At 42.8% G+C, this 14845-nt stretch carries 9 protein-coding genes; all 9 read left to right on the top strand.

What is annotated here, in order from left to right:
- Positions 1-33 precede the first annotated feature (33 nt).
- The 9 genes from B4G81_RS01650 (at position 34) to ptsP (ending at position 14835) form a co-directional block, all read left to right on the top strand.
- The gene (locus B4G81_RS01650) at positions 34-3636 is read left to right on the top strand and encodes a SusC/RagA family TonB-linked outer membrane protein (protein ID WP_294079417.1); all 3603 of its coding nucleotides are present in this window, start codon (positions 34-36) and stop codon (positions 3634-3636) included.
- 56 nt (positions 3637-3692) lie between these two features.
- Positions 3693-5477, top strand: a complete 1785-nt coding sequence (locus tag B4G81_RS01645; protein ID WP_294079415.1) for a RagB/SusD family nutrient uptake outer membrane protein — start codon at positions 3693-3695, stop codon at positions 5475-5477.
- 32 nt (positions 5478-5509) lie between these two features.
- Complete coding sequence (locus tag B4G81_RS01640) at positions 5510-7051, top strand: calcineurin-like phosphoesterase family protein (protein WP_294079413.1); 1542 nt, start codon at positions 5510-5512, stop codon at positions 7049-7051.
- A gap of 34 nt (positions 7052-7085) precedes the next feature.
- The gene (locus B4G81_RS01635) at positions 7086-8402 is read left to right on the top strand and encodes a BACON domain-containing protein (RefSeq protein ID WP_294079411.1); all 1317 of its coding nucleotides are present in this window, start codon (positions 7086-7088) and stop codon (positions 8400-8402) included.
- A gap of 16 nt (positions 8403-8418) precedes the next feature.
- Positions 8419-9822 carry a fibronectin type III domain-containing protein gene (locus B4G81_RS01630; RefSeq protein ID WP_294079409.1) on the top strand — a complete coding sequence of 468 codons (1404 nt, stop codon included), beginning with the start codon at positions 8419-8421 and terminating at the stop codon, positions 9820-9822.
- Between the two features lie 111 nt (positions 9823-9933).
- Positions 9934-11205: a mannitol-1-phosphate 5-dehydrogenase gene (locus B4G81_RS01625; protein ID WP_294079407.1), complete on the top strand. Its 1272-nt coding sequence runs from the start codon at positions 9934-9936 to the stop codon at positions 11203-11205.
- A gap of 10 nt (positions 11206-11215) precedes the next feature.
- Positions 11216-12985, top strand: coding sequence for a mannitol-specific PTS transporter subunit IIC (mtlA, locus tag B4G81_RS01620; RefSeq protein ID WP_294079405.1), 1770 nt, complete (start codon positions 11216-11218; stop codon positions 12983-12985).
- A gap of 6 nt (positions 12986-12991) precedes the next feature.
- Entirely contained in the window at positions 12992-13255 is a 264-nt protein-coding gene (locus B4G81_RS15225; RefSeq protein WP_349678725.1) for an HPr family phosphocarrier protein, read from the top strand.
- Positions 13252-14835 (top strand): phosphoenolpyruvate--protein phosphotransferase, encoded by a 1584-nt coding sequence (gene ptsP, locus B4G81_RS01615; RefSeq protein ID WP_294079403.1) that lies wholly within the window; start codon positions 13252-13254, stop codon positions 14833-14835. The genes B4G81_RS15225 and ptsP overlap by 4 nt, the downstream gene beginning before the upstream one ends.
- Positions 14836-14845 lie beyond the last annotated feature (10 nt).

Genomic DNA, 14845 nt, shown 5'->3' with positions numbered 1-14845 from the left:
AAAAAAAGTGATTATAATGAACTTATTAAGATCATGAAAATCTGTCTACTATTTTTATTTGCCTTCACTTTTCAGCTGATGGCGATTAACACCAATGCACAGGATGCGGTTATTGAGTTAAAGAATAACTCTATCACCGTCGGACAATTAATCAACGAAATCGAAAGACAAACCGATTATCTGGTGGTTTACAGCAACCGGGAAATAGACACCAAGCGGGAGGTAGATTTTCGGCAAAGTTCAGATAAAGTATCTTCTTACCTCAATACAGCATTCTCAAACACCGATATTGGTTATAACTTTGAAAATGACTATATTATACTTTCAAAGAAGGCACAACAGAACAAAGCAGATATAACCCGCTTGATGGAAGTTACTCAACAGCAGACCAAGACAATAACGGGTAAAGTAACCGATGAAGATGGAGAACCGGTTATTGGAGCAAACATTATTGAGAAAGGAACAACTAACGGAACGGTAACAGATATTGACGGAACTTTTTCATTAAACATAGGCAAAGATGCCATACTTCAGGTTTCTTATATCGGATACCTTGGTCAGGATATTCCCATTGCCGGTAAAACAAAATTAGAGATTGTTCTGAAGGAGGATGCAAGGACTCTGGATGACGTCGTTGTTGTGGGATATGGTGTCCTGAAAAAAAGAAATATCGTTGGTGCAGTAGAAAATCTTGGAGGTGATGCTATCGAAAACAGACCCAATCCCAATATCACCCGATCGCTACAGGGACAAATACCGGGGCTTAATATCGTTCAGGTAGACGGAAAACCGGGACATGAAGGGCGGGTAAGTATCCGGCAGCAAAACACAAGTTTCAAAGCACGAAAGATAGGTGGCGGAGAGCATAACAACTCGTTAGGTCAAGGAGGTAGCGCATTGGTACTTATTGATGGCGCTGAAGGAGATTTGTCCAGCATCAATCCCGACGACATTGCCAATATCTCTGTTTTGAAAGATGCCTCCTCTGCTGCAGTTTATGGTGCACGCGGGGCATTCGGAGTTATATTGGTTACCACAAAGGATCCCCAAAAAGGAAAAATCCGAGTAAATTATAGTGGATCCGTATCCGCTCTTAGTCGTACGACACTATGGGAAGACCATATCGTGAGCGATCCGGTAGAATGGGTGGAAGGCTTTCGCCAGGCATACCTGAACTCTACTCCTACATCGACAGTTCCTCCGATGATGAATAACTATTTCCCTTATTCAGATGCATGGTACGAAGAATTGAAACGACGGCAGGCTGATCCGACAATGGATAATTATAATATTGATGAGAATGGCAATTATATCTATTATGGGAATACGAACTGGCTTAAGGAATTTTATAAAAGAAGAAATTTCTCTACAGCCCATTCCATTACGGTTCAAGGAGGACAGGATAATATAAATTACTATGTATCAGGACGCTATTATGGGCAGAATGGAATTTATAAAGTGGGAAAAGAAGATTTTAATAAATATAACATGCGAGCCAAAGGTTCGGTAAAGATACGTCCGTGGCTGACCCTTGAAAACAATACAAGCTTTGTGAAAGATTTCTATAAACAGCCAATGGTACACTACGGACAAAATGTAGTGGGAAAGCAATTAGAAATGTTCGGCTTTCCCGTGGCAAACATTAAAAATCCGGACGGTACATGGACACACACAGCTGCTAGGACAGGTTATGCAGCATTTGCAGAAGGAACCTCCTGGCAGGAAGACAATAATCTTGAAATAGCCAATACCACTATATTGAGAATGGATATTGTGCCCAAGGTGTTGAAGGTTACTGCCGACTTCACCTATAAAGGAATACGTGCACAACGACGTAGAATGGAAAACCTGTATACTTATTATACAGGAATCGATGTTTCCGGGCAGAATAATATTGATTCTTCACTCGAAGATTGGAGATACGACACGAACTATATGTCTTCAAATATAGTCGGAACATATACGCCAAAACTGACAGAAAAGCATGACCTCAATATTGTAGCAGGATGGAATATTGAAGACAGGGAATACAAAAACCAGAAAACCTACCGAAAAGGCAATTTATACCCATCCAATCCTTCATTTACATTGATGGATGGAGATTATATTTCCGCCACGTCAGGAGGTAATACATGGGGATTGGTAGGTCTATTTTCACGTGTAAATTACGCTTATGATGGCCGTTACCTGGCTGAGTTAAGCGCACGTTACGATGGATCTTCCAAATTTCCCTCCAATTCCCAATGGGGATTTTTCCCATCGGCTTCGCTCGGCTGGAGGTTATCTGAAGAACCCTGGTTCAAGGACCCAACTGAAAAATGGTTGGATAATTTAAAAATAAGAGCCAGTATCGGTTCTCTGGGAAATGCCAATATCTCCCCTTATCAGTTCCTCGAAACAATGTCTATCAAAAAATCTTCCGTACTTATCAATGGCGTTCAATCTCCTTATACGGATGTCCCCGACCTTATTCCCGATGATATAACATGGGAAAAAGTAGTTACATACAACCTCGGCCTCGACCTAGAATTCCTGAATAGCCGGTTAAACATCACCGGAGATGTATATAGACGCAATACCGAAGACTTGTACACTGTAGGACCTAACCTACCTCACGTTTTAGGGAGTGCAGCTCCTAAGGGCAACTATGCCAGCTTGAAAACCAAAGGTTGGGAATTGAGTGTGAACTGGAGAGACTCATTTATATTAGGCGGGAAACCATTCAATTATGGAATAAGAGGGATGGTATGGGATAGCCGAAGTTGGATTACCGACTATTTTAACGAAACCGGCGATCTGACCACATATTATAAAGGAATGGAAATAGGAGAAATATGGGGCTTCAGGACAGCAGGCATTTATGCCAGCAATGCCGAAGCAAAAAATGGTCCTGCCTATAACTTTTTCAAAAATGGAGAAATGTTCGAAGCCTTTGCAGGAGACCTGCGGTTTGTCGACTTAGATGGGGATGGTATAATGACCAAAGGAAGCCGTACACTCTCCGATCATGGCGATATGGATATCATAGGGAATGCTTCTCCCCGTTATCATTTCAGTCTTAACCTATCTGCTAACTGGAATAACATAGGCTTATCCATGCTGTTTCAGGGAGTAGGCAAAAGAGACTGGTATCCATGGACCGAGAGCGGTTTCTTCTGGGGTCAACATAACCGTTCGTATAGTTTTTTAATGAAATCTCAAACGGGGAACAAAATTGTAAATGTGGACAAGACGAATGAAAACTGGGTGGTAACAAATATGGACAAAAATCCCTATTGGTCGCGACGCGTTTCCCTTGCGGCAAACAGAAATGATGGACCGCTGACTTGGGAGAATACGCACTATCTGCAAAATGCGGCTTATGTACGTTTGAAAAATGTAACTGTTGATTACACTTTCAATAGAAATATTTGTAGCAAGATCGGACTCGAAGCACTTAAAATCTATGTTTCGGGAGAAAACTTGTTTACTTTCTCTCCATTATTCAAGCATACAGATATGTTCGACCCGGAAGTCATAGAATCGGGCGATTCCGACTTCGCTGCCTCTACCTCTGGAGGATTGAGTGGCACAGGACAAGGATACTCCTACCCCATGCTGAAAAATGTAACATTCGGAATAAATCTTACATTTTGATTAACGGCTTAAATTAATTAGATATGAAAAATTTTATATATATAATATTACTTGGTATGGCAACATTGTTGGCCATATCCTCTTGCGATGATTTTCTGGATAGGGAAACATACGACTCAATAAACGCTGGAGCTTTTTTTCAAAAAGAGGCTGATTTGGTATTATACACAAATGGATTCCTCAACAAGATGACACCGGCATATGAAACGATCGGACATAATTCTTATGATATCAACGCCGACAATTGTGCTATACAGTTGTCAACCGATCTGCTTCGTCCCGACGGAAATGTATCCCCCGGAAATCAAGGAGGATGGGCCGAAGGTTCATGGAGTAATCTTCGAAATATCAATTATTTCCTGGTCAATATGGTAAGTTGCAAAAATAATGTGAATCCCGAAATATATAATCACTATGAAGGAGTGGGCCGTTTCTGGAGAGCATGGTTTTATTATGACAAAGTACAAACATTCGGAGCTGTTCCGTTCTATGATTTTGTCGTCCAATCAAGTGATACAGAAGCATTATACAAAGCTAGGGACTCACGCGAATATGTGATGGATAAGATATTGGAAGATCTTACTTTTGCAGCCAATAACTGCCTTTCCACTGAAAAATATATCGCCGGAGGAACAGGTATCAGCAAATGGACCGTATTGGCATTCAAATCAAGAGTTTGTCTTTTCGAAGGCACCTACCGTAAATACCATTCAGTGGATCCTTCCACCGGTAAGCAATGGGAAGACCGAGAGGCCAATATTAAGAAATTTCTGAACGAAGCAGTATCTGCCGCAGAAGAAATCATGGACAGTAGGGTATATTCACTGGTTGACGATGATGTACAAACAGCCTATCGCAGTCTTTTTGTAAGTGCTGACATCAAAACCAAAGAAGTAATATGGGGACGAAAATACAGTACAGATTTGTCTGCTTTACACAATTTAAGCGGAGTATACTATTCTGCGACTTATGGCAATAAAACATCGTTGACAAAACGGTTCATGAATACCTACCTGATGCTTGACGGTACACCTTTCACCAATAAATCAGATTATAAAACTACTGAATTTAAAGATGAATTTAATAACAGGGATTACCGTATGAAACAAACAGTCATTAGTCCTGATTATAAGATGACTATCAACAATATTGAACAACCTTACGCTCCTAATTGGCTGAATACCCGTACAGGTTACAAGCCTATAAAATTCACCATTGACAACAATAATGTATTATCAAGTCATGTCAGTTGGAATTCATTACCTATACTGCGTTATGCCGAAGTGTTGCTCAACTATGCTGAAGCAAAAGCTGAATTGGGGGAAATGGGACAAGCAGAATGGAACAGGTCAATCGCCTTATTAAGACACAGAGCCGGCGTCACTTCAGTTATTCCTACTTCAGTTGACCCATATATGATGGAATATTTCAATAACACCATTGATGATACCTATATACTGGAAGTGCGCAGAGAACGTGGGATAGAATTGTGTCTCGAAATGGGGCTTCGCTGGGACGACCTGATGCGCTGGCACATGGGAGAATTATTAAACAGTGCTGAAAAACCATGGACAGGTATTTATATTCCCGACACAAATGCCGAATACGATTTCAATGGTGACGGGATTGTAGATTTCAAGATCGATGCTACAGAAACAGCTACCTCCGTTGCTATTTCGAGTAGTTTGGCAAATTTAACATTTTCTATCAATTCCGATAATAATCTGGTTTGGAATTTCAACCGGGTATGGAGTGAATATAAATATTTACGTCCTATCCCCACTAATGCTATTACAAGAAATCCTAATCTGACACAAAATTATTTATGGGAAAACAGATAGATTGAAATAAAAAATTATCAAACTAATATATTATGATTACAAAAAAGAAATATTTATTATTAATATTATCCCTCTTCGTATTTGCTTGTTCGGAAAGCAACAATAACATAATAAATCCCGATACTGATGAAACGGTAGTCAATAATACCGAATTGAAGGCCGAAACAACGTTATATGGGGTAATTACCGATACACAAAATAAAGGTGTTAGCGATATTGTTGTTACCGATGGATTCTCTTGTGTGAAGACAGATCAGAATGGTGTCTATCAACTTGTACGAAATAAGAAAGCTAAATTCGTATATTACAGCACACCTTCCGATTGCAAAATAATAGTAGATGAGGATAATTATCCTAAATTCTTTGAGAAGTTAATTTCCAAGGATAAAAAGATTCGTCAGGACTTCAAAGTTGAAAAGCAATCAATAGAAAATGAATTTGCATTGTTCTGCGTGGCTGATCCTCAATGCAGGAATTCCAGTGAAGTGAACAGGTATAAAGGGGAAACCATTCCGGATATCAACCGGATGACAGCCCAATATCAAAATGTATATGCCATTACCCTGGGTGATATAATTTTCGACTCGCCTGAGTTATGGAGCGATATGAAAGCTTCCATGGCAAAACAATCACTACCCTTTTTTCAAACCATTGGTAACCATGATCATCTGGAAACAGCCGCCAACGATGAAAAAAGTGTGGAAAACTTTCAAGACCTGTTCGGTCCCACCGATTACTCTTTCAATCGAGGCAATGTACATATTATCTCGATGGACAATGTGATTTATACAGGCAAGCAGCAATATTCGGGAGGTTTTACTGCCAGCCAGTGGAAATGGCTACAAGAAGACTTATCTTACGTATCCAAGGATAAAATGGTCATCTTGTGTACTCATATGCCGTTCCGAACAGGAGGGACAAGCGACCACCAGGCATATTACAGGGAAGTGCTGGACCTACTATCTACTTTTGCAGAAGCCCACCTGATGATAGGTCATACCCATTACCAAATCAATTACCTGCATAGCGTGAATGGTAAAACTGTATATGAACATGTACATGGTGCGGCATGTGGAGCATGGTGGAATTCAGATCTTTGTGCCGATGGGGCGCCAAACGGATATGGGATATACGAAATAAAAGGAAATACGATGAAGAGCTGGTATTATAAAGCAACCAGTCTTCCAGCAGATTTTCAGATCAGAGCGTATGACGCATCGAAAGCGTTTGGACCGACCAACAAATATACTTATGTCTTTGGAGCTCCTGTTAACCTTAGTCTGGCAGGTGACGGGTGGATTGTCGCTAATATCTGGAATGCCGATAACCGTTGGACCGTGAAATTGTACCAAGATGGAACCGAAGTAGGAAATATGACACCGGTTTCCAGCAGAGATTACTGGGCATTATATCATCATTTGGAAGAATTGGGAAAAGCAAAAGGATCTAATTTCGATAAATCGACCAATCATTTCTACAAAGGTCAACTAACAGGAAAGGCATCTGAAGCCAATTTCAAGATTGAAGCACGGGATCCGTTTGGCAATGTATACACTACTTCCGAATTGAAATAATCAATTATATGAACCACCTATAAAATAGCACATTATGAATGTACGTAATATTACAATTATAATAATATCTCTTCTCTCAACTATCCTGTTCTTCAGTTGTGATGACAAAGATGAATTCCTCAAACGGAATTTGGAAGAGCTGTATTTTGATTATACGGAATCAACATTAGAATTTACAGTACGCGCAACAGGAAATTGGGTCATTACAATTCCATCGGAATATCCTTGGATACATGCAGATCCGGCTTCCGGTACCGGTAATGCGGAAGAATATCAGAAAATAAGAGTTACTTGTGACCGTAATATCGGGAATGTTAGAGAAGGAGCAATCTTTCTGAATGGTTCCGGAGAAAATAATATCGAAATTAAAATTTATCAGAAAGATGGTCTCTTTGAATGGTCTGTATTCCCTAACGGTGAAAAACTGTCTTTGGATGGTATATTGCAGGTCGGAAGCCCTTCTTCTGCCTCTATCAAGATTCCTTACCTGAAAGCGACCGGCTTGGAATCTTTTGCGATAGCAGCTACTTTGTCGGGAAAGGGGGCTGATGGATTGAAAATCAATCAATCTGAGATACAAGTTCCGGAAGAAGGAGACGGATTTGCTCTTATTCCTATCTCCGGCACACCTACCCAGCAAGGGGCAATAGCGATTCAACTCAATTTACAGAATGAAGATTTTGGTATTATAAATACCATTACCAGAGTGGGAAATACGATACTGACCAAAAAATTCGATGAATTTATTTGGGGAGGAGACTGTATCGGGAACAAAGCAGGGATAAGCACCATTAACCCGACAGCAACCATGACTTTGAGTGATGAAACTCAGGAATGTGCTGTGGGTACCAATGGCGCTAATGGCTCTGGAGTTACCTCCACCATCAGAAATCAAAATGTCCCATTTTATGCTGAGATTGGCATGACCAATTGGTTGGGAGTGCGAAATTACATGCGTCCCGGTTATATTCAATTGGGAGCAGCCAGTGCCACCTCCACTGAATACGGATCGTTAATCACTCCCGGACTGGATATCCCGGAAGGAGAAAAAGTCGATCTTATAGTCACTTTTAAAGGGGCCACTTACAACGATCCGTCCCCCAAAAAGATTTTATTGGGATTATTTCCAAAAGGCGTGGAAGGAATAAAGGTTGCTAACATATCAAGTATGACACAAAAGGTATATGTTCCATTTGAAATCGGTCATCAAAAATGGGTAGAATTTAGTTGTATCATTGAAAATGCTACGAACCAATCAGCCATAGCTTTCTCTTTACCGGAAGATTGGGTGCAAGATGGCGCTGTACAAGCCGGACGGTTTTATATTGATGATATTGTAGTTTCTTACTAATCTAAAAATCAACGAAATGAAAAAAAATATATTTTTATTCTTGTGTCTCCTGGCATATTCATTGATTGGTATGTCATCGTGTGACAACGATAGGGAAACAACGATCTCGACAATTCATGAAAATGATGTTCCTACGAACGTCGAGCTGATGGAATATACAAACACATCCATCACCGTGGCATGGGATTTTGTGGAAGGAGCAACTTCTTATACGGTTCAATTACTCAGTAATGTCGACTCCGATTATCCTCAACACATGTACACTACTTCAACCGATGATTATTACGAGTTTACCGGATTATCACCACGGGGCAATTATTATGCTAGGGTAAGGGCCAATTTTCCCTATTCCGCCACATCTAAATGGGTGTACGTGATGAATGAAGATGAGTATGCTCGTATCATGCCGGCCTATGGAATCGTTAATGGTGATTTTGAAATAGTAGAGGTGCAACTTATCGCCAAATCATCCTCCACTTTGACGGTCGGCTGGTCTTTCACCGACTTTCTCGATATGGCATCGGAAATCAACAATACTTTTTCATTGGAACTTTTTAACGATGAAGCATGTGAAGATCTATACATCAGTTGGGAAGATATCAAAGGATTATTTTCAGCATCATTGCTCCGGTTTACATTTACCGGCCTGGAACCGGGTAAAGATTATTACGCAAGAGTTACCGATGCTACCGCTAATACCCAAACCAGGGCCTATAAACTCACTACAGATGTGGCTGCACCGGCTGTGGGAGGAAATGTGATCCTCTCCCAGGATTTCTCCAACTTTATTCATGGTGGGGATCAGCTCTACACCGCAGCAGGATATACGGTAGGGACAGCAGCAGGAAGAGCAACCTGGGAGAAGGCAGCAGGTAAAAATCCTGTAGATGCCACAAAAGGACAAGCGGCCTGCGCTGTTTCTACGGAATTTAATGTATTTGACGGAGGAAATGTGACGGTTGCTTACACCGAAGGTGCAGGCATGAAAGATTGGGGGAAAAATGGAAATACCTCCACACGACCCGGTTATATTAAAATTGGAGGTGGCAGCGCCGGAGCTACACTGTATACTCCCCAATTATTATCATTGTCGGAAACTTCTACCGTCACAGTTAGCTTTAAGGCTGCCATTTATAAAGAAGGCTCTACTGGTTATTGCGAGGATATAGTTATCCAGGTTGTGGATGGAGCTGAATTTAATGCCAAAGGTGGAATTACCAATTTTTCATCTGTGACTGTACGTGAAGAGAAAAAGATTTCTATCCTGGAAGCCGATAGTGATTTCGAGAGTTATGAAGTGACCCTGACCAATGTAACTCCGGAGAGCCGGATCGCATTTTCTTCGGATTATACAAGGACTGGAGATAATAAAACACGATTCTTCCTCGATAATATTGTGATTAGAAATGGGGCTAATTAGCCTTAATAGAATGTGCCAATTTAGCAAGAATATCTATGTTCCTAACAGATGATATATAGGTATTCTTGCTTCTTTTCCTTATCAAATCAACGTTCATCAGCATAAAAAGAAATGAAACAAAGCATACAATTCGGGGCCGGGAATATCGGCCGGGGGTTTATCAGCGCCCTGTTAAGACAATCCAATTATGAGGTGATTTTCGCGGATATCAACATCCAGATGGTCGATGCGCTCCGGGAACGCGGGCAGTATACGGTTTTCATCACCGACCATGAACCCGACAGTTTCGTGATTGACAATGTGAGCGCGTTGGAGACTTCCGATCCGGCACTTATCGAAAAGATATGCGACAGTGACGTGATAACCACTGCCGTTGGACTCTCTGTCCTGCCAAAGATAGCTCCCGTTATCGCCGGGGGAATAGAAAAACGGGCCGGGAGGAGAAAAGAGGCTTTCCTCAATATCATCGCCTGTGAAAACGGGGTACGCGCAACGAGCGAATTGAAAAAAGAAGTCCTGCCCCTGCTGTCGGACGAAGGGAAACAGTACTGCGAACAGTGGGTGGGTTTTGTCGATTGCTCGGTTGACCGGATAGTGCCTCCATTCAAAACGGACAAGACGGGGGATGTGTGCGTGGAACGATTTTACGAATGGAACATGGACTGTACGCAAATCAAAGGTGAATTACATATAGAAGGCGTTCACCTGGTGGATAACCTGCCGGCCTATATCGAACGTAAATTATTCACACTCAATACGGGCCATGCCATCATAGCCTACTTGGGATATATGAAAGGGTATGACACCATCGAGCAGAGCATTGCCGACCCTGACATCCTCAGTATAGTGCGGGCCGCCATGCATGAAAGCGGGGCGGCACTCTCCCGCAAGTTCGGACTGGATATCGATGAACATGTTGCTTACTGCGAAAAGATCATCAAGCGTTTCCGCAACTATTACCTGAACGATACGGTAGTACGTATTGGGCGGGATCCACTGCGTAAACTTTCGCCCGGCGACAGGCTCATAGCCCCCCTGACCACGGCCTACGGGTATGGATTGCCCGTCGACAATTTATTGCTGGGGACAGGCGCGGCGTTGCACTTCCAATATCCGGGTGATCCCCAGAGCGTCCGGATGCAAGAGATGATACGGGAGACGGGGCTCTCCGGAGCGATAGGGGAGATAACGGGAATCGCTGCCGATTCCGACCTGAACAATAAAATGATAAAAGCTTATAAAGACGTCGCTGCATTTTCCCCCCTCGCAGTAAAAAAGATGGAGATAATCTCCACCGCGGGTATCGACGCCAAACTCGTATCCGACCTTCTCAAGAAAGCCCGGGAATATAATTATGATATTTTACTGAAATACATATCCTGATATTTTTTCAATGAAAAATTCATTGCGCACACATGTACAGTCTTTTGGCAGCAAACTCTCGTCAATGATCATGCCCAACATAGGGGCGTTCATTGCATGGGGGCTCATCACTGCCATCTTCATTCCCGCCGGGTGGTGGCCGAATACCGAACTGGCAAAGCTCGTCGCCCCGATGCTCCGGTACCTCTTACCATTGCTGATAGCATATACTGCCGGAAGTAATGTGGCCGGTGTGCGCGGGGGTATTATGGGAACAATTGCCACTATCGGGGTTATAGAGGGAAGCAGTGTTCCCATGTTTCTGGGTGCCATGGTAATGGGACCTTTGGCCGGTTACGTTATAAAATGGTTTGACCGAGCCACTAAAAATAAAGTAAAGTCGGGGTTTGAAATGCTGGTCAATAATTTTTCGATCGGTATTCTCGGCATGGCATGTGCGATAACCGGATTCCTGGTGGTTGGTCCGGTCATGCTCGGGTTGACGGGGATACTCAATTCCGGGGTTGAATTCGTATTGAATGAGGGCGTGCTTCCACTGGTGGCTGTATTTATAGAACCGGGAAAGATCCTATTCCTGAACAATGCCATCAACCATGGTATATTGACACCATTGGGAATAGAGCAAGCACGGGAAACAGGCTACTCGGTGCTGTTTTTACTGGAAGCTAATCCCGGTCCCGGACTGGGGATTTTACTTGCCTACATGTTGCGGGGAGATGCGGAGGCAAGAAAAACCGCACCGGCTTCCTCAGTGATTTTACTTTTTGGTGGCATCCATGAAATATATTTCCCCTATGTGCTTATGCGTCCCGCCTTGATCATTGCCGCCATACTGGGATCGGCAAGTGCGATGGCCTATTACCAGATAATCGGCGGTGGACTTGTCTCCGCGGCATCCCCGGGCAGTATCATTTCCATCATGGCCATGTCGCCACGCGGGATGACATTACAGATAGTGCTGGGAATTGTAATTGCCGCGGCAGTTTCTTTCCTTGTGGCCTATCCCCTTGTTGGCGGTAAAAGCAGGAAATCGTTGCAGGAAGCGGAAAAAGAAAAGAAGATGTTAAAGGATTACGGGAAGAGCCCATGCAAAATCGTCTTTGCGTGTGAAGCGGGAATGGGTTCGAGTGCGATGGGTGCCACCGGTTTCATGAACAGGATAAAACAGGAAGGGATAACAGTGATCAATACTTCCATCGATACCATTCCGGCGGATACTGATATTGTTGTTTGCCAGTCTGTTTTTGTAGACAGGGTTTCAGACAAAATCCCCAATGCGGAAATCGTGGTCATACACCAATTTCTGTCCGATCCCGCCCTGGATGAACTGGCAAACCGCCTTTCACCTGTCAAGCAGGTATTGACCCCCGGAATGATTGTCCTCGGAGCTGCAGGTGACACTAGGAAAGAAGCTATAAAACGGGCCGGAAAATTATTGGTCGACGCAGGTTATGTAAACAATAAATATGTAGATAAAATGTTGGAAAGGGAACAAATTATATCCACCTATATCGGTATGGGTATTGCGGTTCCCCATGGTACATCCGGATCCCACGAATATGTTATTAGCAGCGGCATATCAATTATACAATATCCCGAAGGTGTCGACTTTGATGGAGAAAAGGCCTATCTAGTAATAGGAATAGCCGGCAAGGATGGCAAACATTTGGATATTCTTTCTTCATTAAGCTCCATCTTAAGTGATGAAGAGATTTTGGAAAAGGTAAAAAATACTGACGATAAAATGATAATATACAATGTATTGTCAAATATAAATTGAAATGGCATGTTAAGGGAAGCTATAATAGAAATCAAAGAAAGTAGCGGTCTCCACGCGCGGCCGGCAGCCGAATTGGCCGTATTGGCAAAAAAATTCAAAAGCAGCATTACTTTACAATTCGAATCAAAAGAAGCAAACGCAAAAAGCGTTATAAACTTGCTCACTTTGGGATTAAAAAAAGGGAGTGTCATAAACCTAAAAGTGGAAGGGGATGATTGTGAAGACGCAATACGGGAAGTAATTCAATTTTTTAAATATATCCATCCATGAAAAAAATAACGGGCACGCCTGCATCACCGGGGAAGGTTGCCGGAAAGACCTTTAGAGTCAAGTATCCCCCTGCATGGGATAATACAGAAAGCCGGCCGGATGTTATTTCGAAAGATGTTGAAATCAAACGGTTTTCGGATGCACGTTCTTTTGTAAGGAACCGGTTAACCCTACATTTAGATGAGAGTTCCATATTTGCGGCTCATATAGCAATATTGGAGGATATATCAGAACAGGTTATCTCCAAAATCAAGCAGGGACCCATGGATGCCGTAAGTGCGGTAGAAGAGTCCGGAAGGGAAATATGCTTCCTATTTGCCGATATGGAAGATGAATACCTAAGTAGCCGTTCCGATGATATCGTCGACATCAGCCGGCAACTGGTACAAGCATTGACGCAGGATAACAGGAACCCTTTTTCTTCTATGCCATACAACAGTATACTCATAGCCGACAACCTACTGGTTTCGGATACCCTACTGATTGACAGATCGAAGTTGGCAGGAATTGCATTACGGAAAGGCAGTAAGACCAGCCATATCGCCATACTGGCACGGGACAATGAAATACCGCTGGTTTTAGGCTTGGGGGAAGGTACCGACTCCATCCCCGATAATAAAACGATCATTATCGATGGTGGAAAGGGAGAGATAATCATTGAATTCGAAGAGGAACTACTATCAGAAATCATGCGGCAAGGTAGCAAAAAAAAAGAGGACATGAATCCCGCTATTACCAAAGATGGTGTCGAAATAAAGGTATATGGCAATGCAGGGAACCTGGACGACGTGAAAAAAGCCATTTCCAAGGGGGCAGACGGTATCGGGCTCCTGCGCACGGAGTTCATATTCATGGAAGGGAGCGTTTTCCCGGATGAAGATACGCAGTATGCGACGTATCTGGAATGTGCCAGGACCTGCCAAGGAAAAAACATCACTATACGAACCCTGGACATAGGTGCGGACAAGCAACTGCCCTACCATACGTTCGCGAAAGAAGAAAATCCACTTCTCGGACTTCGGGGAATACGCTTTTCCCTCGCATACCCCAAAATTTTCAAGGTGCAGCTACGGGCCATCCTACGAGCATCGGTACTCGGAAACATACGTATAATGTTCCCGATGGTCACTTCCATTGATGAATACAATTCTGCCTCTGCCCTGCTTGAAGAATGCAAGATCGAATTAAAAGATAAAGGGGTAGGATTCGATAACAGACTCCATGCAGGAATAATGGTCGAAACCCCCGCATCGGTGATGCTGGCCGACGATTTTGCCCGGACAGTGGCCTTCTTCAGCATAGGCACCAACGACTTGACCCAGTATATGCTTGCCGTGGACAGGAATAATCCTTACTCCATGAATGTATGTGACTACTTCAACAGCGCCGTAGTAAAAGGTATATCGGAGGTTGCAACCTCGTCTAGAAGATATGCCATAGACGTTTCGGTATGCGGAGAGATGGCTTCCGACCCCTATGCGACGGAACTGCTTCTCAAACTCGGGATAAGGAAACTCAGCGTTGCCAGTAGCCAGGTACCTTCCTTAAAAGAACAAATCAGAAAACAATCAATCAATTAAAATACAAAAC

The sequence above is a fragment of the Proteiniphilum sp. UBA5384 genome (genome assembly GCF_002410825.1).
Classification (GTDB): Bacteria; Bacteroidota; Bacteroidia; order Bacteroidales; family Dysgonomonadaceae; genus Proteiniphilum.
This window is presented reverse-complemented; position numbering and strand designations above follow the sequence as displayed.

What these genes read in the sequence shown, in the direction of transcription:
- B4G81_RS01650 (WP_294079417.1), top strand. Translation starts at nt 34, where the DNA reads ATGAAAATCTGTCTACTATTTTTATTTGCCTTCACTTTTCAGCTGATG.
- B4G81_RS01645 (WP_294079415.1), top strand. Translation starts at nt 3,693, where the DNA reads ATGGCAACATTGTTGGCCATATCCTCTTGCGATGATTTTCTGGATAGG.
- B4G81_RS01640 (WP_294079413.1), top strand. Translation starts at nt 5,510, where the DNA reads ATGATTACAAAAAAGAAATATTTATTATTAATATTATCCCTCTTCGTA.
- B4G81_RS01635 (WP_294079411.1), top strand. Translation starts at nt 7,086, where the DNA reads ATGAATGTACGTAATATTACAATTATAATAATATCTCTTCTCTCAACT.
- B4G81_RS01630 (WP_294079409.1), top strand. Translation starts at nt 8,419, where the DNA reads ATGAAAAAAAATATATTTTTATTCTTGTGTCTCCTGGCATATTCATTG.
- B4G81_RS01625 (WP_294079407.1), top strand. Translation starts at nt 9,934, where the DNA reads ATGAAACAAAGCATACAATTCGGGGCCGGGAATATCGGCCGGGGGTTT.
- mtlA (WP_294079405.1), top strand. Translation starts at nt 11,216, where the DNA reads ATGAAAAATTCATTGCGCACACATGTACAGTCTTTTGGCAGCAAACTC.
- B4G81_RS15225 (WP_349678725.1), top strand. Translation starts at nt 12,992, where the DNA reads ATGTTAAGGGAAGCTATAATAGAAATCAAAGAAAGTAGCGGTCTCCAC.
- ptsP (WP_294079403.1), top strand. Translation starts at nt 13,252, where the DNA reads ATGAAAAAAATAACGGGCACGCCTGCATCACCGGGGAAGGTTGCCGGA.